General features: G+C 65.0%; 25 protein-coding genes. 15 read left to right on the top strand and 10 right to left on the bottom strand.

The window, feature by feature from the left end:
• Nucleotides 1-285 precede the first annotated feature (285 nt).
• A complete protein-coding gene (locus O987_RS26625; protein ID WP_003060310.1) occupies nt 286-816 on the top strand; it encodes a hypothetical protein in 531 nt (176 codons plus the stop codon).
• 67 nt (nt 817-883) lie between these two features.
• Here O987_RS26625 and O987_RS26620 read toward each other — a convergent pair whose 3' ends face one another.
• Nucleotides 884-1,693, bottom strand: coding sequence for a substrate-binding domain-containing protein (locus O987_RS26620; protein WP_043377062.1), 810 nt, complete (start codon nt 1,691-1,693; stop codon nt 884-886).
• Nucleotides 1,694-1,857: 164 nt separating this feature from the next.
• Between O987_RS26620 and O987_RS26615 the strand changes: the two genes are divergently transcribed.
• The gene (locus tag O987_RS26615; protein WP_003060314.1) at nt 1,858-2,742 is read left to right on the top strand and encodes a LysR family transcriptional regulator; all 885 of its coding nucleotides are present in this window, start codon (nt 1,858-1,860) and stop codon (nt 2,740-2,742) included.
• Nucleotides 2,743-2,759: 17 nt separating this feature from the next.
• Here the strand turns inward: O987_RS26615 and O987_RS26610 are convergent, their stop codons facing one another.
• Complete coding sequence (locus O987_RS26610; protein ID WP_043375784.1) at nt 2,760-3,803, bottom strand: Bug family tripartite tricarboxylate transporter substrate binding protein; 1,044 nt, start codon at nt 3,801-3,803, stop codon at nt 2,760-2,762.
• A gap of 233 nt (nt 3,804-4,036) precedes the next feature.
• Between O987_RS26610 and O987_RS26605 the strand changes: the two genes are divergently transcribed.
• Together O987_RS26605 and O987_RS26600 are read left to right on the top strand one after the other, a co-directional pair.
• Complete coding sequence (locus tag O987_RS26605; protein ID WP_003060318.1) at nt 4,037-4,759, top strand: glutathione binding-like protein; 723 nt, start codon at nt 4,037-4,039, stop codon at nt 4,757-4,759.
• Nucleotides 4,760-4,905: 146 nt separating this feature from the next.
• Nucleotides 4,906-5,955 carry a pirin family protein gene (locus tag O987_RS26600; protein WP_003060320.1) on the top strand — a complete coding sequence of 350 codons (1,050 nt, stop codon included), beginning with the start codon at nt 4,906-4,908 and terminating at the stop codon, nt 5,953-5,955.
• A gap of 8 nt (nt 5,956-5,963) precedes the next feature.
• Here O987_RS26600 and O987_RS26595 read toward each other — a convergent pair whose 3' ends face one another.
• Genes O987_RS26595 through O987_RS26585 form a run of 3 tightly spaced genes read right to left on the bottom strand, consistent with a single transcriptional unit; the run spans nt 5,964 to nt 8,803 of the window.
• Entirely contained in the window at nt 5,964-6,419 is a 456-nt protein-coding gene (locus O987_RS26595) for a carboxymuconolactone decarboxylase family protein (protein WP_019044174.1), read from the bottom strand.
• On the bottom strand, nt 6,391-7,800 hold the full coding sequence (locus O987_RS26590; protein WP_019044173.1) for a lyase family protein: 1,410 nt from the start codon (nt 7,798-7,800) through the stop codon (nt 6,391-6,393). The genes O987_RS26595 and O987_RS26590 overlap by 29 nt, the downstream gene beginning before the upstream one ends.
• A gap of 16 nt (nt 7,801-7,816) precedes the next feature.
• On the bottom strand, nt 7,817-8,803 hold the full coding sequence (locus O987_RS26585) for a Bug family tripartite tricarboxylate transporter substrate binding protein (RefSeq protein WP_043375782.1): 987 nt from the start codon (nt 8,801-8,803) through the stop codon (nt 7,817-7,819).
• Between the two features lie 98 nt (nt 8,804-8,901).
• On the opposite strand from O987_RS26585, the gene O987_RS26580 reads away from it, so the two are divergent.
• Nucleotides 8,902-9,804, top strand: a complete 903-nt coding sequence (locus tag O987_RS26580; protein WP_034400235.1) for a LysR family transcriptional regulator — start codon at nt 8,902-8,904, stop codon at nt 9,802-9,804.
• A gap of 7 nt (nt 9,805-9,811) precedes the next feature.
• On the opposite strand, the gene O987_RS26575 is transcribed toward O987_RS26580, so the two are convergent.
• Nucleotides 9,812-10,699, bottom strand: coding sequence for a LysR family transcriptional regulator (locus O987_RS26575; RefSeq protein ID WP_043375780.1), 888 nt, complete (start codon nt 10,697-10,699; stop codon nt 9,812-9,814).
• A gap of 127 nt (nt 10,700-10,826) precedes the next feature.
• Here O987_RS26575 and O987_RS26570 point away from each other — a divergent pair, with 127 nt between their 5' ends.
• From O987_RS26570 to O987_RS26555, 4 genes are all read left to right on the top strand, one after another.
• Nucleotides 10,827-12,188: an acyclic terpene utilization AtuA family protein gene (locus O987_RS26570; protein ID WP_003060332.1), complete on the top strand. Its 1,362-nt coding sequence runs from the start codon at nt 10,827-10,829 to the stop codon at nt 12,186-12,188.
• A 15-nt stretch (nt 12,189-12,203) separates the two neighbouring features.
• A complete protein-coding gene (locus O987_RS26565) occupies nt 12,204-12,578 on the top strand; it encodes a hypothetical protein (protein WP_019044170.1) in 375 nt (124 codons plus the stop codon).
• Nucleotides 12,579-12,645: 67 nt separating this feature from the next.
• A complete protein-coding gene (locus O987_RS26560) occupies nt 12,646-13,623 on the top strand; it encodes a Bug family tripartite tricarboxylate transporter substrate binding protein (RefSeq protein WP_043375778.1) in 978 nt (325 codons plus the stop codon).
• 77 nt (nt 13,624-13,700) lie between these two features.
• On the top strand, nt 13,701-14,186 hold the full coding sequence (locus O987_RS26555; RefSeq protein WP_019044168.1) for an FKBP-type peptidyl-prolyl cis-trans isomerase: 486 nt from the start codon (nt 13,701-13,703) through the stop codon (nt 14,184-14,186).
• A gap of 145 nt (nt 14,187-14,331) precedes the next feature.
• Here the strand turns inward: O987_RS26555 and O987_RS26550 are convergent, their stop codons facing one another.
• Complete coding sequence (locus tag O987_RS26550; RefSeq protein WP_003067010.1) at nt 14,332-15,249, bottom strand: phosphoribosylaminoimidazolesuccinocarboxamide synthase; 918 nt, start codon at nt 15,247-15,249, stop codon at nt 14,332-14,334.
• Nucleotides 15,250-15,691: 442 nt separating this feature from the next.
• Between O987_RS26550 and hpf the strand changes: the two genes are divergently transcribed.
• The 3 genes from hpf (at nt 15,692) to hprK (ending at nt 17,675) form a co-directional block, all read left to right on the top strand.
• Entirely contained in the window at nt 15,692-16,051 is a 360-nt protein-coding gene (gene hpf / locus O987_RS26545; RefSeq protein ID WP_003060342.1) for a ribosome hibernation-promoting factor, HPF/YfiA family, read from the top strand.
• Between the two features lie 156 nt (nt 16,052-16,207).
• On the top strand, nt 16,208-16,681 hold the full coding sequence (locus O987_RS26540; protein WP_003060344.1) for a PTS sugar transporter subunit IIA: 474 nt from the start codon (nt 16,208-16,210) through the stop codon (nt 16,679-16,681).
• A 34-nt stretch (nt 16,682-16,715) separates the two neighbouring features.
• Nucleotides 16,716-17,675: an HPr(Ser) kinase/phosphatase gene (hprK, locus tag O987_RS26535; RefSeq protein WP_003060345.1), complete on the top strand. Its 960-nt coding sequence runs from the start codon at nt 16,716-16,718 to the stop codon at nt 17,673-17,675.
• Here hprK and O987_RS26530 read toward each other — a convergent pair.
• From O987_RS26530 to fur, 3 genes are all read right to left on the bottom strand, one after another.
• The gene (locus tag O987_RS26530; protein WP_043377059.1) at nt 17,672-18,892 is read right to left on the bottom strand and encodes a DUF1501 domain-containing protein; all 1,221 of its coding nucleotides are present in this window, start codon (nt 18,890-18,892) and stop codon (nt 17,672-17,674) included. The genes hprK and O987_RS26530 overlap by 4 nt on opposite strands.
• Before the next feature lie 11 nt (nt 18,893-18,903).
• The gene (locus O987_RS26525) at nt 18,904-20,499 is read right to left on the bottom strand and encodes a DUF1800 domain-containing protein (RefSeq protein WP_043375775.1); all 1,596 of its coding nucleotides are present in this window, start codon (nt 20,497-20,499) and stop codon (nt 18,904-18,906) included.
• 155 nt (nt 20,500-20,654) lie between these two features.
• Entirely contained in the window at nt 20,655-21,080 is a 426-nt protein-coding gene (gene fur, locus O987_RS26520; RefSeq protein WP_003060349.1) for a ferric iron uptake transcriptional regulator, read from the bottom strand.
• Nucleotides 21,081-21,225: 145 nt separating this feature from the next.
• On the opposite strand from fur, the gene O987_RS26515 reads away from it, so the two are divergent.
• The 3 genes from O987_RS26515 to O987_RS26505 all read left to right on the top strand — a co-directional run bounded on the left by O987_RS26515 (nt 21,226) and on the right by O987_RS26505 (nt 23,431).
• Entirely contained in the window at nt 21,226-21,771 is a 546-nt protein-coding gene (locus O987_RS26515; protein ID WP_043375773.1) for an outer membrane protein assembly factor BamE, read from the top strand.
• A gap of 106 nt (nt 21,772-21,877) precedes the next feature.
• The gene (gene dapB / locus O987_RS26510) at nt 21,878-22,711 is read left to right on the top strand and encodes a 4-hydroxy-tetrahydrodipicolinate reductase (RefSeq protein ID WP_003060352.1); all 834 of its coding nucleotides are present in this window, start codon (nt 21,878-21,880) and stop codon (nt 22,709-22,711) included.
• 60 nt (nt 22,712-22,771) lie between these two features.
• Complete coding sequence (locus O987_RS26505; RefSeq protein ID WP_019044162.1) at nt 22,772-23,431, top strand: MotA/TolQ/ExbB proton channel family protein; 660 nt, start codon at nt 22,772-22,774, stop codon at nt 23,429-23,431.
• Nucleotides 23,432-23,436 lie beyond the last annotated feature (5 nt).

Raw genomic sequence — 23,436 nt, 5'->3', positions numbered from 1 at the left:
AAATCATTGTGCATGCACTGCTGCCGTATGCCGACGGTCAACCCCTGGTGGCCTCGGACGTTAGATAACAGTCTTTTACCTGCAGATTGCATCAGATAGGGAACTGCCAACATCCATCGAGACTCTGTGGAATAGCAGGCTCGGAGACAATGGAGTACTCAAAAACCATAGCTGATAGCGTTGGTTTATCAAGCGTTTGCACGGGTTTTGAATCAGGTTTTACGGAGTTCGGTGGTCGTGATGAATCGGCGCTCATGGTTGGCGGTGACAGTATTGGGATTGGGAATGGCTGCCACGGGCTGCTCGGGCAAGTCAGTGCCCAGCAGCGTGAGCGTGAGCCAGCAGAAGCTGCAGGAGATGCTGGCCAGGCGTTTCCCCAGGCAGTTCCCGGTGGCGGGTTTGCTGCAGCTGGATCTGAAGGCACCGCAGCTGAGCATGGTGCCCGAGCGCAATATGCTCAACGCCGTGATTCCGGCCGAGCTCAGCGGCAAGGTGCTCAAGGAGCAGTACAGCGGCCTGCTCAATGTCGATTTCGCGCTGCGCTATGAACCCACCGACCGCACCTTGCGTGCCTACCAGATCAAGGTCAACCAGCTCAGCATGGACGGGCTGTCGCCCGCACTCAGCGATATGCTGGGTACTTATGCCACGGCCCTGGCCGAGCAGGCCATGGGCCAGTTGGTGCTCTATCAGCTGCAGGACCAGGATCTGGCCCTGGTCGATGCGCTGGCGATGGAGCCTGGCGCCATTACCGTCACCGCCCAGGGGCTGACCGTGGCCCTGGTGCAGAAAGCCGGACCGGGCAGCAAGCGCTGAGCTGCCTGGCGCCAAAAAAAAGCCCGCAGGCTGTGCCTGACGGGCTTTTTTTGCGGGTCCGCGCTGCTCAGCGCGGCTGGGCGACGGGCTCCAGGCCTGTTTCCCGGATAGTCTTGGCGGCGGCTGGCGAGGTGTAGAACTTGAGCAGCTGCTCCAGCCCCTGGGGGTTGGTGGAAGTGCCGGCCGTGCCGGCCGAGAAGATGGTGTAGTGCTGCACCGAATCGGGCAGGGTGCCGACATAGCTGATGCCCTCGATGGGCAGCAGTTCGCTGACCTGCTGCAGGCCGATTTCGGCCTCGCCCCGCGCCACGATGGTGCCCACACGCTCGGTCACGATCTTCCTGCTCTTGGGCATGACCTGGTCGTGAATGCCCAGCTTCTTGAGCATCTGGGTTTCGTAGTAGGTACCGCTGGCGCTGGCCGAGTAGGCAATGCTCCTGGCATTGAGCAGCACCTGACGCAGCTTGTCCTCGCTGCTGATGTCGGGGATGGGGGCACCCTTCTTCACGGCCACGCCCACGGCAGAGCGCACCAGGTCGATCTGGGTGCCGTTGCGCACCAGGCCCTTGGCGGCCAGATCGTCGAGCGCGCCACGCGCCAGAATCACCACGTCGGCCTTTTCACCCTTGCTCAGGCGGTTGGGAATGGAGGTGGGCGAGGCACCCATGGACGAGCCATAGGCCGACTCCACTGCCAGGCCGGTCTGGGCCGTGAACTGCGGTGCCAGCAGCTTGTGTGCTGCAGTGAAGCCGCCCGAAGTCATGAGGCGCACGGGCTCCTTGGGCGTGCTGCCCGGTTGCTGGGCACAGCCTGCAGCCAGGGCCACAGCGCTGATCAGAAGGGCTCGGCGAACGGTGAAAAGGGGAAACGGCTTCATCAATGTCTCTCTGTATTGGGCGGGTCTGGATAGGCCTTGAACCCTTATTGAATCGACGCAGACAGCTACGGTTGTCATCGCTTCTGCGGCTGAGCGGATTGTGAAAAGTTGCGGCCTTTGCGTCCAATACCGTTTGCGTCTGGACTTGATACGAAAATCGTCCTATGGATTTGCGCCGTCTGACCTGTTTTCTGGCTGTGGCCGAGGAGCTGAATTTCAGCCGTGCGGCCCAGCGTTTGCATATGAGCCAGCCCCCGCTGAGCCAGCAGATCCGTCTGCTGGAGCAGGAGATGGGGGCGCAATTGTTCGAACGCTCGCGCCGCGCCGTGGCGCTGACGCCGGCAGGCCTGCTGCTGCAGGACAAGGCGCGGCAGATCGTGGAACTGCATCAGCAGGCGGGCGAGCTGGTGCGCATGGCAGCCCATGGCCTGGCGGGGCGGTTGCGCATCGCCTTCACGGCATCGGTGCCGCTGTTTGACGAGTTCTCGGCCATGCTGCGCGACTTTCGCAGCCGCCACCCGCAGGTGGAGCTGGATCTGCAGCATATGACCACAGGCGAGCAGATCGCGGCATTGACGGCCGGTCAGATCGACATCGGCTTTATGCGGCCTTCGCCGACCTTCCGCATCCCCGTGCCGATACGCGAGCAGACGCTGTGGCGCGACGAGCTGAGGCTGGCCCTGCCCGTGGCGCATGCGGCCTCGGCGGCGAACGAGCCACTGGCACTGAGCAGCCTGGCCGATCAGCCTTTTGTGCTGCATCCGGCCGTGCTGGGTGGCGGTCTGCACGAACATATTCTGGCGCTGTGCAGCGAGGCCGGCTTTGTGCCGCGCATCGCCCAGCCAGCGCGTGAGACCTCGACCATGCTGGCACTGGTGGCCGCCGGCCTGGGGCTGTCCATCGTGCCCAGCGTCTATGAGCGCATCTGCCCGCCCGGCGTGGTGCTGCAGCCGCTGGCCGACGCCGCGCGCCATTCGCGCATTGCACTGGTCAGCATGCAGCAGGCGCCATCACCCTGCGTGCAGATGTTCTGGCAGTTGCTGCGCTAGGGCGGCCTTCGCCGGCATCAGTCCGCGCGAATATCGGCGGCTCGGATGACGTCGCCGAGTTCCCGGGTTTCGGCCTGGATGAAGCTGCCGAACTGAACCGGGGTTCCTCCCAGGGGCGTGGCACCCATGTCAGCCAGCGTCTGGGTGACCGCAGGCGTGGTCAGCGCCTTGTTGAGTGCAGCGTTCAGCGTCTGGATCACGGCCTCGGGCGTTCCCTTGGGGGCTACCAGGCCCCACCATACGGTGGCCTGTACATCCACACCCAGGGAACGCGCGGTAGGCACCTGGGGCAGCAGGCGCGAGCCATTCTTGTTGAGCACCGCCAGTGCGCGCAGGTTGCCGCTGTTCACATGACCCGCGACTTCCAGCGGATTGATCGCCATGAAGTCCAGACGTCCGCCCAGCAGATCCGTCACGGCGGTGGAGCCACCCTTGTAGGGAATATGGACGCCCTTGAACTGCCCGGCTGTTTCCAGCAAGGCACTCGCCATATGGCCCGAACTGCCCACGCCTGCCGTGCCATAGGACAGGGCGCCGGGCTTGGCCTTGCCCGCTGCAATCAGTTCGGCCAGGCTTTTGTACGGTGACTTGGCGTTGACCACGACCACCAGCGGGGCCTCGCCGATGCGCCCCACCGGAACCAGGTCGGTCGCGGGGTCGAAGCTGAGCTTGGAGTACAGCGCCTTGTTGGTGGTCAGCGTGTTCGAGGCCGTCAGCAGCGTATAGCCATTGGGCGCGGAGCGTGCCACTGTCGCCATGCCGATATTCGTGCCGCCTCCGGGCTTGTTTTCCACCACGATGGACTGACCCAGAAACTCCGCCATGGGCGTGGTGACCAGCCTGGTCACGATGTCCACGCCTCCGGCCGGCGAATACGGCACGACGACCGTCACGGCGCGCTCCGGAAAGCCTGCGGCAGCGGTCGCACCACTGGCCAGCATCAGCCCTGCAGCCAGCGCGGTAGCGCCCAGGCCCAGCACTTGCCGCCGGCTCAGCAAAGCGCAAGCAGGCGTCTTTGCGCCGGTGAAAAAAGAATCGGGCCTGCCTGGAAGCTGATGCATGTCATATCTCCGTGTTCAGTTCTTGTAAACACTCAATATCACCCGCTGAAGCGCCGTCTTCGATGAGGGAATCTGCGTACCCGCATCTGGCCTCCCAGCCATCGACAGCGCTGCCTGCAAGGCCGCATGACAACCGTTAGGATGCTCGGGAGCTCTGTGTCGTGGCTTGCCAGGCCACGCCGACAGCCCCTTGCGGGGCCGCAGAGATTGCCAACACGCTCCGAAGGAAACCCATGACGCAACCCCAAGTCCTCGCCGATTTTTCCGTGACCCGCAAATGGCCCGCGCAGCACCCCGAGCGCATCCAGCTGTACTCGCTGCCCACCCCCAACGGCGTGAAGGTATCGATTGCGCTGGAGGAAATGCAGCTGCCCTACGAGGCGCATCTGGTCAGCTTCCAGACCAATGACCAGCTCACACCAGAGTTTGTCGGCACTTTCCCCAACAACAAGATTCCCGCCATCATCGACCCGCAGGGCCCGGGCGCAAAGCCGCTGGCGCTGTTCGAGTCGGCGGCCATCCTGATCTATCTGGCCGACAAGAGCGGCAGCCCGCTTCTGCCCGCAGACCCTGCAGCGCGCTACGAGACGCTGCAGTGGCTGATGTTCCAGATGGGCGGCGTGGGGCCCATGTTCGGTCAGGTCGGCTTCTTCCACAAGTTCGCGGGCAAGGACTTCGAGGACAAGCGCCCGCGTGACCGCTATATCAACGAATCCAAACGTCTGCTGGGCGTGCTGGAACAGCGCATGCAGGGCCGCGAGTGGATCATGGGTGAGCAGATTACGATTGCCGACATCGCCATCTGGCCCTGGGTGCGCAATATGGTCGACGAGAACGGCTACAACGCCGCCGAGCTGGTGGGCTGGAGCGAGTTTCCCGAGCTGCAGCGCGTGCTCAAGGCTTTCGTGGCCCGCCCGGCGACGCAAAAAGGGCTGAACGTTCCGCAGCGCGGCTGAGCGCCGGCACGGGCAGACAGGCTGGCCGTTGTTGCAAAAGCGGCAAGTACTGTCCCAGCGGTGATGTCTTTCAAGCCCGTGGGCCGGCCTTATCTTCGAGACTTCAGGCACTGCAGCTGGCAGCGGCCTCTCAAGAGGAGAATTCCATGACCACGAATCGCCCCCCCATTCTGGAAAGCGCCCCGCTGGGGCCGCGCTGGCCCTGCCTGGATCCGTTTCTGTTCTGTGCTCACCACGATGACAGCTATCCGGCCAGCAACGGCAAGATGGGCGTGCAGGCCGTGGAGTTCGAGGGCCGCGAGATGGGCAGCGACTTCAGCGCGCGGAATGGCTTTTCGATGTACCACGGCGAGCCGATTCCGGGCTTCCCGGGCCACCCGCATCGCGGCTTCGAGACCGTGACCCTGGTGCGCAAGGGCCGCATCGACCATGCGGACTCGCTGGGTGCGGCAGCGCGCTTCGGCGGCGGCGATGTGCAGTGGCTCACGGCCGGCAAGGGCATCCAGCACTCGGAGATGTTTCCGCTGCTGAGCAGCGACCAGCCCAATCCGCTGGAGCTTTTCCAGATCTGGCTGAACCTGCCTGCGAGGAACAAGATGGTGGAGCCCCACTTCACCATGTTCTGGAACGAGCAGATTCCGCGCCTGAGCTTCAGCGATGCGGCGGGCCGCAAAACCACCGTCACCGTGGTGGCGGGAGCCCTGGACGGTGCGGACCCGGCCTTGCCGCCACCGCCCGAGTCCTGGGCCTCCCAGGCCAACAGCGACGTGGCCATCTGGACGCTGGAGCTCGAGCCCGGCGCCCGCTGGACCATGCCCAGGGCCACAGGCCCTGAAACCCATCGCATGCTCTACTTCTTTGTGGGCAAGAGCATGACTGTGGGTGGCGAAGCCGTGAACGGACATCTGGCCATGCATGTCGATGCGCAGAGCGATCTGGAGCTGGTCAACACCGGCGATATCAGCGCAGAGCTGCTGCTGCTGCAGGGCAAGCCGATTGGCGAGAAGGTGGCGCAGTACGGCCCCTTTGTGATGAACACGCAGGAGGAGATCATGCAGGCCATGCAGGACTATCGCCGAACCCAGTTCGGCGGCTGGCCCTGGAAGGACAACGACCCGGTACATGGCGCCGAGAACCGCCGCTTTGCACGCTACCCGGGCTCGGACATCGACGAGCAGCCGCCACTGGCCCGATAAGACCAGGCTCAGGGGGCGAAGCTCGCGGCCTCCGGCATGCGCCCCAGTTCCCCGAGCACCTTGAGCGTGACCGCCATGCCCGTGTTGCCCGCAGGCACGCCGGCATAGACGGCGGTCTGCAACAGCACCTCGCGGATGGTGTCCAGGTCCAGCGGCGCGGCCTCGCTGTCGGCCGGGTCGGCCTGCAGTCCCGTGCGTATGTGCAGCTCGAACTCCTCCCAGCGCCCCATGGCCGCCGTGATGGCCAGCACCATGATGCGGCGCGTTCGGCGCTCCAGGCCCGGGCGGCTCCAGATGCCGTCCCAGGCATAGGCGGTGATCATGCGCTGGAACTCCACATTGAGCACATTCGCGCTCTCCACGGACCGGTCCACCCAGGCATTGCCCAGCACGCGGCGGCGATTGGCCAGGCCGCGCTGCAGGCTGTCGGCGGCTTCAGAGGCAGGGTTGGTCTTGTTCTGCATGGGCAGGGCTTTCTTCCATTGGGGTTGGCGAACGGCTGGCCAGAAGGGCCAGGCATTCGCGCTGCGAAGCCTGTACGGCCTGCTGCGGGTCGCAGGCCTGGGACAACGCGCGGCGCAGCGCTGGCAGTTGTTCGGGGGGGAGTTCGGGTGCGGTGCGGCTGGCAGCCCATTGCATGAGCAGCTCCTGCAGCTCGCGCTGCTGCTCCAGCGCCAGGGGGGCGAGCTGCTCCACGGCGGCCAGGGCTTCATGTTTGCCGGTGAAGGGCGCCAGGGCATGCACGCAGGCTTCCGAAAATACCAGGCCCCGCAGACCGGCCACATGCGCCAGCATGCGCTGCGGGTGGACCTGCAGCGTCTGCGCGGCCTGGCGCAGTGCAGCGGCCGCGCCATGAGCGTGGCGCCACAGCTCGGGCCAGTGGGCGACTTCCGCCTGCCATTCACCCAGCGCGCGCTCATGGGCCTGGGCCATGCAGCCCAGCAGCAGGGCGGCCAGCGGCGGTACGGCCTGGGTCTGGGCCACGGCCTGCATGCAGTGCACGGGATTGCGCTTGTGCGGCATGGCGCTGGAAGTGCTGCCGCGCGCTGCCTCGCTGATCTCTGCGACCTCATACTGCGACATCAGCGACCAGTCGCGCGCGAGCTTGGACAGGCTGCCGCAGCACACGGCCACTTCCATGGCCAGGCGCATCCAGCTGTCGCGCTGCGTATGCCAGCTGTGGCCGCAGGCCTCCAGGCCCAGGTGCTGCGCCAGCGCCTGCTCCACCGCCAGCCTGTGCGTGCCCAGGGTCGCGCCATTGCCCACGGCGCCGCCCAGCTGCACGCACAAGGCCCGGGGCGCCAGCTGCGAGAGCTGGTCGATGCTGCGTTGCAGGGCAGCGGCCGACTGTGCGCATTTGAGGCCGAAGCTCGTGATCTGCGCGGGCTGCAGCAGGCTGCGCGCCAGCATGGGCGTGGCAGCATGCCGAGCGGCCAGATTCAGCAATGCGTCGACCAGGGCCTGCAACTCGGCCAGCAGGGCCTGCAGCGCCTGCTGCGTGAGCAGGGCGCTGGCCGTGTCCACGGCATCCTGCGTGGTCGCGCCCCAGTGCAGCCAGGGCAGGCCCTGGGGGCCATGCGCCTGCAGCCACTGTTGCAGCGGCTTGACCAGGGCCAGGCCCAGCGCACCGCTGGCGCGTGCCTGTTCTGCAATGCGGTCGCGGTCCAGGGGGGCCTGCTCGCAGGCGCTGGCAATGGCCTGGGCCGCAGGCTCCGGAATCAGTCCGCAATCGGCTTGTGCCCGGGCCAGGCCGGACTCGAAGCGAAGCAGTGCCTGCAGCCACTGCGCATCGGAAAACCAGGCGCCACCGCCGGCCGGGCCCAGATAGTCGTTCACCAGAGTCATGATGTTCGCGCCGGCCTCAGGCCGTGGCTCCCGATGCCTTGATCACCGCCGCCCACTTGCTGCTTTCCTCGCGGATGCGGGCTGCGTACTGCCTGCTGTCGCCCAGCAGCGGCACGGCCCCTTCCACCTCCAGGCGGGACTGGAAGCTGCTGGAGGCCGCCACCTTGAGGATGTCGCGTCCCAGCGTGGCGACGGTCTCCTGCGTCGTGCCCTTGGGGGCCAGCACGCCATAGGTCAGCGAGCTCTCGAAATCCGCCAGGGCCGGCACGCCGGACTCGGCCACCGTGGGTACGTCGGGCAGCTGGGGCTGGCGCTTGGCCCCGGTCACTGCCAGGGCGCGCAGCTTGCCGGCCTTGACCAGGGCCATGGCTGCCGGGATCACGCCGAAGCTGAAGTCCACATTGCCGCCGACCAGATCGGTCAGCGATGGTGCGGTGCCCTTGTACGGCACGTGGATGGCCTTGGCGCCCAGGGCATGGGCGAACATCTCGCCCGTGAGGTGGCCGCCCGTGCCCGAGCCGCTGGACGCGTAGTTGAGCTCGCCGCTGCGGCGGCGCAGCAGCTCGGCCAGTTGGGCCACGTTCCGGGCGGGCGACGCGGCCGGCACCACCAGCAGCAAGGCCGAGGAGGCGAACATGGCCACCGGCTGCAGATCGGTGGAGGCATTGAACTTGAGGCCCGGGTAGAGCGAGGGATTGATGGACACCGTTCCCGTATGGCCGAGCAGGAAGATACTGCCGTCGGCGGGAGCGCGAACCACCATCTCCGTGCCCAGATTGCCGCCCGCGCCGGCCTTGTTCTCCACGATCATGCCGTAGCCCAGGGAGTCGTTGAGGCCGTACGCCATCTGCCGCGCCAGCACATCGTTGCCGCCGCCGGGCGCAAAAGGCACGACGATGCGCGTGCTGCGACGCTGGGCGAAGGCGGGCAGGGCGGCAGCGCCCAGGCCGGCCGCTGCGGTGGACAGCCACCGGCGGCGGCTGAGGAAATCGGACTCACGCATTTTCTGTCTCCTTGTCAGTTCGTTGTCCGCAGTGTGGTCCAGGCACGCTCTCGAAAACAGGGCTTGCGGCTGGCATTTGTTTGAAGAAAATGTGTGAGATGGATGTCAAGTACATACACAATTTCTTGCGCGTCGTGCAGACCGGCTCCATGTCCGAAGCCGCGCGCCAGCTCGACCTCAGTCCCTCGGCCATCGCCCAGCAGATGCGCGTGCTTGAAGCTGCGCTGGGTGCCCCCTTGCTGGTGCGCCATGGCCGCAGCGTGCGTGCCACTGCAGCCGGCGAGCGCCTGTTCGAGCGCGGGCAGCGGCTGCTGCAGGACTTCGACGGCCTGCGCGAATGGGTGCTGGGCGACGCCGACGGCGGCGAGCTGCGCCTGGGCACGGTGAACACGGCCCTGCACGGTTTTCTGCCTGCCGTCCTGCAGGCCTTCGTGGCCCGCCATGAGCAGGTGCGCATCAGCGTGCGTGCCGGGCTCACGCCCGAGCTGTACACCGCCCTGGTGCAGTCCGAGCTCGACGTACTGATCTGCCTCAAGCCCTCCTTCGACCTGCCCAAGACCGTCTGCTGGGCCGAACTGCGCGAGGAACCCCTGGTCGTGCTGTGCCGCCGCGAGGACGCGCGTCAGGACCCGCTGGAGTTGCTGCGCAGCCGTCCCCTGGTGCGCTATGACCGTGCGCTGGCCGGCGGGCGCCTGGCCGACCGCTACCTCAAGGCCCAGGGCATAGTCCCTGTGGAGCGCATGGAGCTCAACTCGGTACTGGCCGTGGCCATGATGGTCGACCAGGGCCTGGGCGTAGGCCTGGTGCCCGACATTGGCAGCGTGCTTGCCCAGGGGCGCGAGGTGTGCGCGCTGGCGCTGCCAGGAGCGGGCAACGGGTCTGGCGGCACCGGCGACCGCGCCCCGGACGCACGCAAGGTCGGCCTGCTGTGGCTCAATACCTCGGCGCGCGCGCGCTGGGCGCGCAGCCTGCTCGACTGCGCGCGGCAATGCCTGGCGTGACGCCCGCTCAGCCGAACTCCCCTGCGAGAAAGTCCACCACGGCGCGCACGCGCGGCGCCAGGGATCTGCCGCGTGGATACAGCAGGTAGAAGCGGTCGTCCTCGCTGCGTTCCTGGAACTGCGGCAGCAGCGGCACCAGGGTTCCGCGCTCCAGGTCGGCGGCGATATGGAAGTGCGCCAGCCGCACCACGCCGTGGCCCAGCAACGCCAGGCTGCGCAACAGCTCACCCTGGTTGGCGCCGATGTGGCTGGGAATGTCTATGGTCTTGAGTCCGCCTTCCTCATGGAAGGTCCAGCGGTTCCACTGCGTGCGTATGGTGAAGTTCAGGCAGCGGTGCTGCAGCAGATCCTCGGGCTGCTCGGGGTGGCCGAAACGCTGGAGGTACTGCGGCGACGCGGCTATCACCCAGGGCCTGAGCATCAGCGGGCGGCCGATCAGCGTCTGCTCCGTAGGCCTGCCGCTGTGGATGGCGACGTCTATGCCCTGACGCACGAAGTCGCCGCGCTCCGTGCCGAGGACGAAGTCCAGGTGCAGGCGTGGGTGCCGGTCCAGCAGCAGGTGCAGGCGCGGTGCCACCAGGTATTTGGCCGTGGTCAGCGCCGTATGGATGCGCACCGTGCCCGAGATTTCGGCATCGGTCACGCGCACACAGGCCTCTGCCTGCTCCATGGCCTGCACCACGCGCTGGCTGGCGATGCGAAAGCGCTCGCCTTCCTGGGTCAGGCGTATGGCTGCGGCAATCCGTTCGAACAGTCGCACGCCAAGGCGTGCCTCCAGGCGCGCGATGAGCTTGCTCACCGCCGAAGGCGACAGCCCAAGCCTTCTGCCGGCACCGGAAAAACTACCTTCCTCGATCACGCGCAGGAATACCGTCATCTCGCCGAACTGGTCCATCTAAGGTCTTCGCCCCCTGTGAAATTGATTCACATGCGCTGTGCGCGCGCATGCGTTGTCTCTTCAAAAACGACTGTACAGAATGGCTCCAGCCCCCGGGTCTGGGGGAACAACGGAGACAAGCGCAATGAATGACAGCAAGATCCTGCGCATAGGCGCGGGAGCCGCCTGGTGGGGCGACCGGATCGAGCCCGCCGCCCTCAATGCCGAGCGTGGCCGGCTCGACTACCTGTGCTTCGAGACCATGGCCGAGGCCACGGTCTGCGCCGCACAGGTCAGGATCCGACGGGACCCCTCCTTCCCGGGCTACGACACCTATCTCGACGACCGCATGCGCGCCGTGCTGCCTGCCTGCATGCGCCAGGGCACGCGCATCATCTCCAACCAGGGGTGGATCAATCCGCAGGGTGCGGCCCGGCGCATCGTCGAGCTGTTGCGCGAGCTGGACATCACCGGCGTCAAGGTGGCGGCCGTGGGCGGCAGTCTGATCACTGACCGCGTGCTGTCGCTGGCCCCCACCATCCTGGAGACCGGTGCCCCCACGCAGAGCATTGCCCACTCGCTGATCTCGGCCGAAGCCTATCTCGGTGCCGCTCCCATCGTTGACGCTCTGGCGGAAGGTGCGCAGATCGTGGTCACGGGCCGCGTCGCCGACCCTTCGCTGTTCCTGGCTCCCATGGTGCATGAGTTCGGCTGGGACCTGCTGGACCACGAGCGCGTGGGAGCCGGCAGCGCGATAGGCCATCTGATGGAGTGCGGGGCCCAGGTCACCGGGGGATATTTTGCAGACCCGGGCCTCAAGGACGTGCCCGAGCCCTGGAACCTGGCCTTTCCCATCGCCGAGGTCGATGCCGAAGGCGGCGTGACCCTGTCCAAGGTGGAAGGCACGGGCGGCATGATCAGCCTGCAGACCGTCAAGGAGCAGATGCTCTACGAGGTGCACGACCCGGCGAACTACATCACGCCCGATGTGGTGGTCGACTTCACGCAGGCCCACATCGAGCAGCTGGCGCCGGACCGCGTGCGCGTGACGGGTCTTACGGGCAAGCCGCGCACACCCACGCTCAAGGTTTCCATGGGGTGCACCGAGGGCTTCATCGGCGAGGACATGTTCTTCTATGCCGGCCCCGGCGCGCTGCGCCGTGCCCAGCTGGCCCGGCGCATCCTGGAGGAGCGATTGCGCATCGTGAAGCTCGATGCCGAGGAAGTGCGCATCGACTTCCTGGGTCTGAACGCCGTGCATGGCGCTGCCACGCCAGTGGATGTGCCCGAGCCCTATGAAGTGGCCGTGCGCGTGGCGGCACGCACCCGGTCGCGCGAGGAGGCCGTCAAGGTGGGGCGCGAAGTGGACGGCATGGCGGTCTCGGGGATTGCCCACACCGGCAAGCGCGTGCCGCACCAGGAGCGCACGCGCGAGGTGATAGGCGTGTGGTCCGCTCTGGTGCCGCGCGAGCAGGTGACGGCGCATATCGACTACTTCACGAGCTGAGCAGGGGAGCAAAGCATGCAGGACATGAACCAGGACATCCGGGTGCCGCTGGAGCAGGTGGCGCATACGCGCTCGGGCGACAAGGGCAATACTTCTAACATCGCCGTGTTTGCCTACGAGCCCGAGCTCTATGCGCTGCTCAAGCAGCAGCTGAGCGCCGAACGCTTCAAGGCCTTTCATGGCCCGGCCATCACCGGCGAGGTGCTGCGCTACGAGGCCGATAACCTGCACGCGCTGAACTTCGTGGCGCACGGTGCACTGGGCGGCGGCGTCTCGCGCAGCCTGTCGGTGGACAACTACGGCAAGGCGTTGTCGGCAGCCATCCTGGGCTTCGAGCTGCTCGTGCCCGCTGCGCTGGTGCCGCTGCTGCGCCGCCGTGCGCCGGGCTGAGCCGGCACCGACATCCAGTACGGGCATCCGCCGCATATTCCATAAAACACCACCAGGAGACACCGCAATGACCTCGCATCTGTTTCGCGCCCTGGCTGCCGCGCTGGCCATGGCGGCCTGCACGGCCGTGGCCTTCGCGCAGGCCCCGGCCTACCCCGCCAAGCCCGTGCGCATCATCGTGCCCTATCCGGCAGGAGGCACCACGGACATCATCGCGCGGCTGGCGGCGGCCCAGCTGTCCGAGCGGCTGCGCCAGCCCTTCGTCGTCGAAAACCGGGCCGGCGCCAGTGGTGCCATAGGCTCGGTGGCCGTGGCCCAGGCCGCCGCTGACGGCTACACGCTGGTCATGGGAACGGCCAGCTCGCACGGCATCAATTCGGCGCTGCAGAAGAACCTGCCCTATGACGCCGTCAAGGACTTCGCGCCCGTCACCGTGGTGGCGAGCACGCCGAACATCATCGTGGTCCATCCCAGCGTCCCCGCGCGCACCCTGGGCGAGTTGCTGGCGCTGGCCAAGGCCAGGCCCGGGCAGATCAACTTCGGCTCGACCAGCCCTGGCGGCTCTCCGCACATGAGCGCCGAGCTGCTCAAGATGATGGCCGGCGTGGACATGACCCATGTGCCTTACAAGGGCGCATCGCCCATGCTCACCGATCTCATGGGCGGGCAGATACAGGCCGGCTTCGACAACCTGCCGTCCACCATCGCCTTCGTGCGCAGCGGCAAGCTGCGGGCGCTGGCCGTGACCACGCCGCAGCGCTGGCCCGGGGCGGCAGACATTCCCACCGTCGCCGAAAGCGTGCCCGGCTACGAGGTCTCGGGCTGGTTCGGCCTGCTGGCGCCGGCGGGAACGCCCAAGGCGGTGCTCGACACGCTGCAGACCGCAGTCGCCCAGGCCGTGCGCGACCCCGAGGTGACACGGCAGCTACGCAGCCTGGGCGCCGAGCCCGTGGCCAGCAGGCCCGAGGTCTTTGCGCAGCAGATCCGTGCCGACGTGGACAAATGGCGCGGCGTGGTTAAGGCCACGGGCGTGACGCTGGAATAGCCCGAGTCGCCGACAATGGCAGCTTTGCGCGGTGCCTGACTCGGGTTCAGGCACCGCCCCACTCGAAATCCATCGTCATGAACATCACCAAAGACACTGCCGTCACCATCAACTACAAGATTCACGAGCTGCTCGCGGGCGGCGTGGCCGTCAAACTGCTGGACAAGGGCGATGTGGCCTATCTGCACGGCGGCTATGACAACATCTTCGCCAAGGTCGAAGCCGCTCTGGACGGCAAGCAAAAAGGCGATGCCGTGACCGTGGACCTGGCCGTGGCAGACGCCTTCGGCGAGCGCGACGAAAGCCTCAAGCGCACCATTCCCAAGGGTGAATTCCCTGCGGGCGTGAAGGTGGGCGGCCAGCTGCGCGGCACAAATGACCAGGGCCTGCCCCAGATCTACAACGTGGTGAAGATCAAGGGCCCCGTGGTGCTGCTGGACGGCAACCACCCTCTGGCCGGCTTCGCGCTGCGCTTCAGCGCGGTGGTCAACGAGGTGCGTGAGGCCTCCGAAGAAGAAATTGCCCACAAGCACGTGCACGGCGGCCACGGTCATCACCACTAAAAAACATAGCTGCAAGCGTATGCAAATAAAGGATTTCAGCATTATTTCTAGCTGAAATCCTTTGCCTGAAAGCGCAAGCAGCTATCAAAACAAAAGGCCCCCGGATTTTTGTCCGGGGGCCTTTTGTTTGCTTGGGGCTGATCGCTCAGGCGGTCAGGCGATCCAGCGCTTCGCGGTACTTGGCCGCCGTCCTGTCGATCACTTCCTTGGGCAGGCGGGGCGCGGGAGCCTTCTTGTCCCAGGCCTTGCCGTTGACCTGCGCCTGCTCCAGCCAGTCGCGCACGAACTGCTTGTCGTAGCTGGGAGGGTTCTCGCCCTTGGCCAGCGCGTCCTCGTAGCCTTCCACGGGCCAGTAGCGCGAGCTGTCGGGGGTCAGCACCTCGTCCATCAGCACCAGGGTGCCGTCTTCGGTCAGGCCGAACTCGAACTTGGTGTCGGCAATGATCATGCCCTTGGTCAGCGCGATCTCGGCCGCTTCCTTGTAGATGCGGATGGCGGTGTCGCGGATCTGGGCAGCGAGTTGCTCGCCCACCATTTCCACGGTGCGCTCGTAGGTGATGTTTTCGTCGTGGTCACCCATTTCGGCCTTGGCCGCGGGGGTGTAGATGGGCTCGGGCAGCTTGGCGGCATTGGTCAGGCCGGCAGGCAGCTTCACGCCGCAGACCGATTGCGATTCCTGGTATTCCTTCCAGCCGCTGCCGGCCAGATAGCCGCGCACCACGGCTTCGATCAGCACGGGCTTCAGGCGCTTGACCAGCATGGAGCGGCCTTCGACCTGCTTGACTTCCTCGGGCTTGACCACGGATTCGGGCGCTTCGCCGGTCAGGTGGTTGGGACAGATATGGCCCAGTTTGTCGAACCAGAACAGCGCCATCTGCGTCAGCAGCACGCCCTTGCCGGGAATGGGCTCGCCCATGATCACGTCAAAGGCGGACAGGCGGTCCGAGGCCACCATCAGGATGCGGTCATCGCCCACGGCGTAGTTGTCGCGGACCTTGCCGCGCGCGAGCAGGGGCAGCGAGGCAATGTTGGAGGTATGCAGGGCGGAGGGCTGGGTGGTCATGGTCGAGATAGGGGCTGTCAGGCAATTCAGGCGTGCAGTCGGTCAGCAGGCGCCTGAAAGCCCAAGGGGCTGCCAGCGTCGCAGGCCCGAGAGGCGGCTGCGTAAAAACGCGATTTTAATGGCGCAGGCAGGGGTTTGGACGGTCACGGTCTTTGCCAGCGCGCGCCTGCCGCGATCGAGGCCCTGGGGCATGCAGGCGTATCCTTTGCATGCGGGCCAAAGCCACTCATTGTGGCGTCAAAACCGGCTGTCATCAAACCGTCAAACAAGGCCCCTGGCGAGCCTGCGCTATCCCGGTCATTTCGTTGCCTTTGGCGTGGGGCGGGCGCATAGTGGATTCACAGCAAAGACGAATGCGCATTCCGAACTGCCAGGCTGCGGCACAGCCATCAGGTGCTGTGAAACCGCAGTGATTTCACCGAGAGCTAAGGAGTGTTTTGTTATGAATTTGACGATTAGCGGGCATCACCTGGAGGTCACTCCCTCGCTGCGCAGCTATGTCATGGCCAAGCTGGAACGCATTCTCAGGCACTTCGATCAGGTCGTGGACGTGAAGGTGCTGCTCACAGTCCACAAGCAAAAGGAAAAAGACAAACGACAGCGCGCCGGTTGCACCGTACGCGTGAAAGGGCAAGACTTGTTCGTGGAGACGCAGCATTTCGACCTCTATGCCGCCGTGGACGCCCTGGCCGACAAACTCGACCGTGTGGTGATGCGCTACAAGACTCGTCAACAAGGCCCGCGTGCCACAGCCAAGCGACTGGATTCCGGCGGCTTGCAGCTGGTGCAGGTGTCAGGTTGATGAAAGCGAGGCGCAAGCCCAGCGTTTGCGCCGGTTTGTTGCAGGGCTGTCGCCTTGTTACAACGCTAAAAGTGCCGCCCTACGGGGCGGTTTTTGATGGTGATCAGGGTTTCCCCACGGTTTTCAGCGCTGCGGTGCATAATTGTTGATCACACCATGAATCGCCTAGCTTCTATCCTTCCCGCCGCTCAAGTGCTTGTGAGCGTTGATGTCACCAGCAAGAAACGCGCTTTCGAGGAAGCGGGTTTGCTCTTTGAGAGCTTGCATGGTCTGTCTCGTGCCCTGATCACCGATAGCCTGTTCGCACGCGAACGCCTGGGCTCTACCGGTCTGGGGCATGGAGTTGCCATTCCCCATGGCCGCATCAAGGGCCTGACGGCTCCCATGGCGGCAGTGTTCCAGCTGGCCAGCCCGATCGGCTTCGATGCGCCCGACGAGCAGCCGGTCGGCCTGCTGATTTTCCTGCTGGTGCCCGAAGCGGCGACGCAAAAGCATCTGGAAATCCTGTCCGAGATCGCCGAGCTGCTCAGCGACAGCCAGTTGCGCGAGCGCCTGAAGTCCTCCACCGATGCGCAGCAGCTGCACGGCATGATCGACAGCTGGCAGTCCTCCATCACCTCCCAGGCCTGAGTTCTGGCTTCTTTTTGACTGACAGGGCCTTGCCATGAGACCCAGCGCCATCAGTGCCGACGTATTGTTCGAGGCATTTCGCAACTCCAGCCTGCGCTGGCAGTGGATAGCGGGGCTGGGTGCTTCCGAGCGCCGCTTCGACGAAATGGCCGTGCGCTCGGCCCGCTCGGGCGCCGATCTGGTGGGCTACCTCAACTACATCCACCCCTACCGGTTGCAGGTGCTGGGCGAGCGTGAAATCGCCTACCTGACCAATGCCACCTCACAGGACTGCCTGCGCCGCATCGCCCGCATCGTCACGCTGGAGCCGCCGGTGCTGGTGCTGGCCGATGGCCAGGACGCGCCCGACGAACTGATCTCCATGTGCGAGCGCGCGCACATCCCGCTGTTCTCCACCAAGGAGCAGTCGGCCTTCGTCATCGACGTGCTGCGTGCCTATCTGTCCAAGCATTTCGCCGATCGCATCACCATGCACGGCGTGTTCATGGATATCCTGGGCATGGGCGTGCTGATCACGGGCGAATCGGGCCTGGGCAAGAGCGAGCTGGGGCTGGAGCTGGTCACACGCGGCAATGGCCTGGTGGCCGACGATGCGGTGGATCTGTACCGCATCAACCAGACCACGGTCGAAGGCAAATGCCCCGAGCTGCTGCAGAACCTGCTCGAGGTGCGCGGCATCGGCCTGCTCGATATTCGCGCCATCTTTGGCGAGACGGCGGTGCGCCGCAAGATGCGCCTCAAGCTCATCGTGCATCTGGTGCGCAAGGAAACCATGGAGCGCGAATACGAGCGCCTGCCCGCCGAGCCGCTGACCCAGGACGTGCTGGGCGTGCCCGTGCGCAAGGTGGTGATTCAGGTGGTGGCAGGCCGAAACATCGCCGTGCTGGTGGAAGCTGCGGTGCGCAATGCCATCCTGCAGCTGCGCGGCATCGACACCTACCAGGAGTTCGTGATGCGCCACCGCCGCGCCATGGAGAGCGGCGAGTCGTTCTAGACCAGCTGCAGCCTGCCGGGCTGCGAGGCCGGAAAGATCTGCTGCAGCTGCGATGCGTTCAGGCCGTACATGCGCGCGAACAGGCCGCCCAGCAGGGAGCGGTATTCGTTGAGTACGGGGTAGTCGCGGTTCTGGAACAACGCTTTTTCGGTCACTTCGATCTGCTCGCCCAGCACCTTGCCGCCGGCCTGGGCAGACAGGCCGCCGCCGAGAAACCAGTAAGCCGTGCCATGGCCGTGGTCTGTGCCCTTGTTGCCGTTTTCGCGGAAAGTGCGGCCGAACTCGCTGATCACCGCCACCACCGTATGGCGCCAAGCCTCGGCTCCCATGGATCCGGCGAACGTCGCCAGGCCCTGGCTCAGATCGCTGAGCCGGTTGGCCAGATTGCCACTGGCGGCTCCCTGGTTGACATGGGTGTCCCAGCCTCCGATATCGACAAAGCCCAGGTCGAACTGCTCGCGCATCAGGTGGGCCATGCGCTGGGCTACCAGGCTGAAACCCTTGGCGCTGATGGCATTGCGCCCGGCCTGGTCCATTTCCTCCTGCACGCTGCGCTGCACGGCACGCTGTACCGCAAAGCCTTCGCGCACCGGGACTTCCAAGGCCGAGCCCTGGTACATGGAGGCAATGATCTGGCTGCGCTGCTCGTCCACGGCCGTCTTGCGTACGGAGGCCAGCGCCATGTTTGCCACCTGGGCGCTGCCGCGCAGACATAGCGGCAACTGGGCAGTAAACGCCATGGGGCTGAGACTGGTCCGGCGCTGGCTGTCGGCTTGCAGCACCCGGGTCAGCCGGTTCAAAAAGCCGCTCTGAAAGCTCTTGCCACCCTCTTGTGGCTGTCCCAGCTCGATCGAGTCCTGGGTTTCGAAATGGCTGCGGGAGAGGTCGTTGCTGCCCGCAAATGGCACAAAGCAGGCCTGGCCCTGCTCATACAAAGGCAGCAGAGTGCTTTGCAATGCAGGATGCAGCCCCCATTGAGGGTTCAGGGCCAGTGCGCCGTCGGCCGATCCCGGGCGCGCTATGGCGATGCCGGGCCTGGCCTGATAGTAGAAGTCGCTATGAGTAGGCACCAGCAGGCTGTTGCAGTCGTAGGCGCCGCGCAGGAAGATCAGCAGAAAGCGCGGCGAGCTGCTCTGCAAGGGTGTGGCCAGGCCTTGGCCCAGATGACAGACCAGCGGCAGGGCCGCGCCGAGGCTGAGAAATTGACGTCTATGCATGGCTGCCATCCTTAGCGGTACATCATTTCGGGGGCGGAGAGGAAAAAGCTGTTCCAGTCCGCCGGGTTCCTGGCCTGGGCCAGCGCGGTGCGTGTGGCTGCACCAAGCGCCTGCACGCGAGCCTGGACACTGCTGCGTTTGCCGAGTTCGGGATAAGGTGGCTTTTCCAGGGGCTGCTGGGGGCCGCTGCGAAACAGCAGGGCACCCCGGCTGCCGATCTGTCTGGCCACATCGAAGCGGGCATTCATCTGGCCGGAGCTGGACCAACCCGACTGGGCCAGGGGGTAGCCATCCGGCGTTTCGTGGCCGTACAGCGGCTGTCCCAGCTGGTTCAGCCAGTTCTGTACCGGGGACACATCGCTGGCCACGCGCTGGTCATAGGCCAGGCGTGTGGCACCCAGCACATAGTGGACCGGGTCCTTGAAGCGTTGGCCGAATTGCTGAGCCTGCGGGTCGCTCAGCAGGGTCGCCAGCGTGACGGCAATATCACCATGGCTGCGCTCGAAGGCCAGTGCCGCGTGGTCGACCACGGCCGGGGCCGGGTTGTCTCCCAGAAAATAGACCGACAGCTTGCGCGCTATGAACTTTGCGGTGACTGGCGAAGCCGCTATGCGGTCTATCGCCTCGTTGACCTGGGCCAGGCCGCTTTTTTCCAGCGGCCTGCCTAGTAAGACCTGGGGTGTGTAGTCGTGGCGGTTGGGGTTGAATTCGAAGAAGCCATGGCGCACATAGTCCCCCTGGCGTTCGGGGCGCAGCTTGGGCGGCGGAGCATCGGCCTCCCTGGTGCTGAAGCCCACACCGGTCAGCACATGGGCCATGGCTTGCACATCGGCCTGGGTGTAGCCGCTGCCCACGCCCATGGTGTGCAGCTCCAGCAGTTCACGCGCGTAGTTCTCGTTGATGCGGCCGGCGGCATTGCTGGCGTTGTCCAGATACAGCAGCATGGCCGGATGACGCATGCTGGCGGCCAGCAGCTCGCGGAACTTGCCCAGCGCATGGGGGCGAATGGCCTGTTCCTCATAGTCTCCAATCCATAGACGAGCTTCTTTTTTGCGCCTGCTCACATTGAAATGGTTCATCCAGAACCAGGTCATTTGCTCCTGCAACTGGTTGGGCGAGTAGAGCGCGCGCCAGATCTGGCGTTTCTGGGCTTCGCCGCCCAGCTGATTGAGCTGGCGTTGCAGTTTGCTGCGCAGTTTGGCGGCTTCCTCGGAATCCTGGCTGTTGCGGATAGCTAAAGTGTGCTTGGCAACCTCACGCTGGATTTGCGCCATGGACTTCTGAGTGATGCTCAAGGCATCGATGTGCTGCTGCACCTCGGCCGGCATGGGCGCTGAGGAGGGGCTGAACTGAGCGGCCAGCCAGCGCTTGAGGCCTTGCTGCTGCAACTGGGCGGCATCATGGTCGGTTGCCCCCCAGGTGACCCGGTCCAGCCATTGCTGGCTTTGCAGCGCGCTGGTCTTGTCGGGCAAGGAGCTGCTGCTGAGCACCTGCAATACCTCCGGACTGGCGCGGCCTGATGACGGCGACAGCGGGGCGCACGCGGCCAGGGCGACGGCAGCCAGACAGAGCAGGGTCCTGGTAGGTGAAAAGTGCAGCAGCCGCATGGATCAGGTCTCCTCGAACGCGGGAATGACTGCAGCATAAGCAGTCCGGCCCGATATTGGTTTGAGGCCTGGTGGAGCTATGTAAAGAAGTTCTCTCCAAATGTAAAAAGGGCAAGACATCTGCATGTCTTGCCCCGGGATTCACGCTCGCGTCCCTACTTGGCGGCGCGTGTGGCGCACTCGGCGCACTGGCCATAGAGTGCCATGGAGTGATCCTGAATCACCCAGCCCTTTTCCTTGGCGATCAGGTTCTGGCGCTTCTCGATCTCGGCGTCATAGAACTCCTCGACCTTGCCGCAGCTGGTGCAGACGAAGTGGTCGTGGTGCTGGCCTTCGTTGAGCTCATAGACGGCCTTGCCGCTTTCGAAGTTGCTGCGGATCAGGATGCCGGCCTGCTCGAACTGGGTCAGCACGCGGTAAACGGTGGCCAGGCCAATATCCGAGCGCTCGTCCAGCAGCACGCGGAACACGTCTTCGGCCGTCATGTGGCGCTGGGCGCCCTTCTGGAAGATTTCCAGGATCTTCAGACGCGGCAAAGTGGCTTTGAGGCCCGTGCTTTTGAGTTCATCAATATTTTTCATGTCGGTATCTCTTGGTGGACTACGGGCACATGGAAGGCTGGAATCACTGGTTGGAAGAAGCTTTACACGGGGATAAAGGGAATCTCCAAGTGCCTCCGGGGCCTGCCGCTACAATGAACCCGATCATATCCCTATGCCATTACCCATGCATGTTCAAGCCCGTAGCCGCGCAGGTCTGGCCCTGACGTTGGCAATCGCAGCGGCACTGGCCGGCTGCAACAGTATCGACGGTGCCGCGCACCGTGTCGCCAATGCCGTCACTCCCTACAAGGTCGATGTCGTGCAGGGCAACTTCGTGTCCAAGGAGCAGGTCGAGGCCTTGCAGCCCGGCATGAGCCGTCAGCAGATTCGCGACATTCTGGGCACACCCCTCGTGACCAGCGTCTTCCACGGCGATCGCTGGGAATACGTGTTCACCATCAATCGCCCAGGCGTGGAGTCGCAGATCCGCAAGCTCACCGTCTTCTTCAATGGCGATGTCTTTGCCCGCGCCGAAGGTGACGAGATGCCTTCCGAGTCCGACTTCGTGGCCAGCCTCAAGGGCATGAAGGGCACGCCCAAGGTTCCGCAGCTGGAAGCCAGCGAAGCCCAGCTGGCCAAATATCCTGCCCGCACCAACAGCGAAGCCGAGCAGGCTGCGGCCAATCTGCCGCCTGCTGCCGCCAGCTATCCACCGCTGGAATCGCGTTAAGCACAAAACAGGCTGTTCCCCGCTTGTACAAAGCGGTGGATGCTCTCTTTTTATGACGGCCCGGATGCACTCCTGCCGTCTGTTCATTTGACCGAGTGATAGCGCCATGACCGCATCCACCACCCATTCCTCCACTCCCCAGCGCGTTGCCGTGGCGGGAGCCTCCGGCCGCATGGGCCATATGCTGATCGAAGCGATTCTGAACAGCAGCGACTGCGTGCTGGCTGCGGCGCTGGACCGTGCGGACAGCCCTGCCATCGGGACCGATCCCTCGGCCTTTCTGGGCAGACCCAGCGGCCTGAAGATCGAAAGCGATGTGCGCGAGGCCCTGTCCAAGGCCGACTGCCTGATCGACTTCACGCGCCCCGAAGGCACGCTGGAGCATCTGGCCGTGGCGGCCGATCTGGGCGTGGGTGTGGTCATCGGCACCACCGGCTTCTCGGAAGAGCAAAAGGCGCAGATCGCCGAGTTTGCCCAGAAGACCTCCATCGTTTTTGCCCCCAATATGAGCGTGGGCGTGAACGTGACCTTCAAGCTGCTGGAGATGGCCGCCAAGGCCTTGCAGCAAGGCGGCTACGACATCGAAATCGTCGAAGCGCACCACAAGCACAAGGTCGATGCACCTTCTGGAACGGCCCTGAAGATGGGCGAAGTGATTGCCGAAGCCCAGGGCACCAAGCTGGCCGACCGCGCCGTGTATGAGCGCTTCGGCCACACCGGCGAACGCAAGGCCGACAGCATTGGCTTTGCCACCGTGCGCGGCGGCGATATCGTGGGCGATCACACCGTGCTGTTTGCCGGTACCGGCGAGCGCATCGAGATTTCGCACAAGTCCAGCAGCCGTGCCGGCTATGCCAATGGCAGCCTGCGTGCCGTGGCCTACCTGGCCGACAAGAAGACCGGCCAGTACGATATGTACGATGTGCTGAAGCTGCGCTGATCGCGCAATTTGCAAAGGGGCCGTGACGGCCCCTTGCTGTTTCTGGGAGCGAGGTGAGAGATGTCTGCAGGAATGTGGCAATGGCTGGCAGAGGGCGATGCGGTCACATGGGCCACGGCGGCCCTGATGCTGCTGATGTCCGTGCTCAGCTGGGTGGTCATTCTCTACAAGCTCTGGTTCATGGCGGCAGCCCGCCGCAGCGTGCCGCAGGCCGTGGCCGCGTTCTGGCAGATGCCTGATCTGACCCAGGCACTGGCGCAGGTCAGGGCGCGCGACAGGCAAGGTCTGGTGCAGCCCATGGCTGTGGCCGTGGAGCAGGGCAGCGGTGCCGATCAAGGCTCTCTGGAGCAGCGCGCTGCACCGGACCAGCGCCTGATGCGCAGGCTGCGCGAGGCCCTGGGCCAGGCATCGACCCAGTTGCAATGGGGGCAGACCTTGCTGGCCACCATCGGCGCGACAGCGCCGTTTGTGGGCCTGCTGGGCACGGTATGGGGCATTCATCATGCGCTGGGCACGCTGGCGGGCAGTGGTCAGGTCGACATCGCCCAGCTCGCCGGGCCCGTGGGTGAAGCCCTGGTCATGACGGCTGCCGGCCTGGCCGTCGCCTTGCCGGCCGTGCTGGCCTATAACCTGCTGGGCCGCTCGGCCAGCCAGCTGGAGGCTGTCCTGGAAGGGTTTGCCCATGACCTGCATGCCCAGTTCGGGGCGCAGGCTTCCTGAGGGGC

This window comes from Comamonas testosteroni TK102, from assembly GCF_000739375.1.
GTDB lineage: Bacteria > Pseudomonadota > Gammaproteobacteria > Burkholderiales > Burkholderiaceae_C > Comamonas > Comamonas brasiliensis.
This window is presented reverse-complemented; position numbering and strand designations above follow the sequence as displayed.

Excerpts from the sequence above, each read along its gene's own strand:
- O987_RS26625 (WP_003060310.1), top strand. The coding sequence starts at position 286 with ATGGCTGCCACGGGCTGCTCGGGCAAGTCAGTGCCCAGCAGCGTGAGC.
- O987_RS26620 (WP_043377062.1), bottom strand. The coding sequence starts at position 1,693 with ATGAAGCCGTTTCCCCTTTTCACCGTTCGCCGAGCCCTTCTGATCAGC.
- O987_RS26615 (WP_003060314.1), top strand. The coding sequence starts at position 1,858 with ATGGATTTGCGCCGTCTGACCTGTTTTCTGGCTGTGGCCGAGGAGCTG.
- O987_RS26610 (WP_043375784.1), bottom strand. The coding sequence starts at position 3,803 with ATGCATCAGCTTCCAGGCAGGCCCGATTCTTTTTTCACCGGCGCAAAG.
- O987_RS26605 (WP_003060318.1), top strand. The coding sequence starts at position 4,037 with ATGACGCAACCCCAAGTCCTCGCCGATTTTTCCGTGACCCGCAAATGG.
- O987_RS26600 (WP_003060320.1), top strand. The coding sequence starts at position 4,906 with ATGACCACGAATCGCCCCCCCATTCTGGAAAGCGCCCCGCTGGGGCCG.
- O987_RS26595 (WP_019044174.1), bottom strand. The coding sequence starts at position 6,419 with ATGCAGAACAAGACCAACCCTGCCTCTGAAGCCGCCGACAGCCTGCAG.
- O987_RS26590 (WP_019044173.1), bottom strand. The coding sequence starts at position 7,800 with ATGACTCTGGTGAACGACTATCTGGGCCCGGCCGGCGGTGGCGCCTGG.
- O987_RS26585 (WP_043375782.1), bottom strand. The coding sequence starts at position 8,803 with ATGCGTGAGTCCGATTTCCTCAGCCGCCGCCGGTGGCTGTCCACCGCA.
- O987_RS26580 (WP_034400235.1), top strand. The coding sequence starts at position 8,902 with ATGGATGTCAAGTACATACACAATTTCTTGCGCGTCGTGCAGACCGGC.
- O987_RS26575 (WP_043375780.1), bottom strand. The coding sequence starts at position 10,699 with ATGGACCAGTTCGGCGAGATGACGGTATTCCTGCGCGTGATCGAGGAA.
- O987_RS26570 (WP_003060332.1), top strand. The coding sequence starts at position 10,827 with ATGAATGACAGCAAGATCCTGCGCATAGGCGCGGGAGCCGCCTGGTGG.
- O987_RS26565 (WP_019044170.1), top strand. The coding sequence starts at position 12,204 with ATGCAGGACATGAACCAGGACATCCGGGTGCCGCTGGAGCAGGTGGCG.
- O987_RS26560 (WP_043375778.1), top strand. The coding sequence starts at position 12,646 with ATGACCTCGCATCTGTTTCGCGCCCTGGCTGCCGCGCTGGCCATGGCG.
- O987_RS26555 (WP_019044168.1), top strand. The coding sequence starts at position 13,701 with ATGAACATCACCAAAGACACTGCCGTCACCATCAACTACAAGATTCAC.
- O987_RS26550 (WP_003067010.1), bottom strand. The coding sequence starts at position 15,249 with ATGACCACCCAGCCCTCCGCCCTGCATACCTCCAACATTGCCTCGCTG.
- hpf (WP_003060342.1), top strand. The coding sequence starts at position 15,692 with ATGAATTTGACGATTAGCGGGCATCACCTGGAGGTCACTCCCTCGCTG.
- O987_RS26540 (WP_003060344.1), top strand. The coding sequence starts at position 16,208 with ATGAATCGCCTAGCTTCTATCCTTCCCGCCGCTCAAGTGCTTGTGAGC.
- hprK (WP_003060345.1), top strand. The coding sequence starts at position 16,716 with ATGAGACCCAGCGCCATCAGTGCCGACGTATTGTTCGAGGCATTTCGC.
- O987_RS26530 (WP_043377059.1), bottom strand. The coding sequence starts at position 18,892 with ATGCATAGACGTCAATTTCTCAGCCTCGGCGCGGCCCTGCCGCTGGTC.
- O987_RS26525 (WP_043375775.1), bottom strand. The coding sequence starts at position 20,499 with ATGCGGCTGCTGCACTTTTCACCTACCAGGACCCTGCTCTGTCTGGCT.
- fur (WP_003060349.1), bottom strand. The coding sequence starts at position 21,080 with ATGAAAAATATTGATGAACTCAAAAGCACGGGCCTCAAAGCCACTTTG.
- O987_RS26515 (WP_043375773.1), top strand. The coding sequence starts at position 21,226 with ATGCATGTTCAAGCCCGTAGCCGCGCAGGTCTGGCCCTGACGTTGGCA.
- dapB (WP_003060352.1), top strand. The coding sequence starts at position 21,878 with ATGACCGCATCCACCACCCATTCCTCCACTCCCCAGCGCGTTGCCGTG.
- O987_RS26505 (WP_019044162.1), top strand. The coding sequence starts at position 22,772 with ATGTCTGCAGGAATGTGGCAATGGCTGGCAGAGGGCGATGCGGTCACA.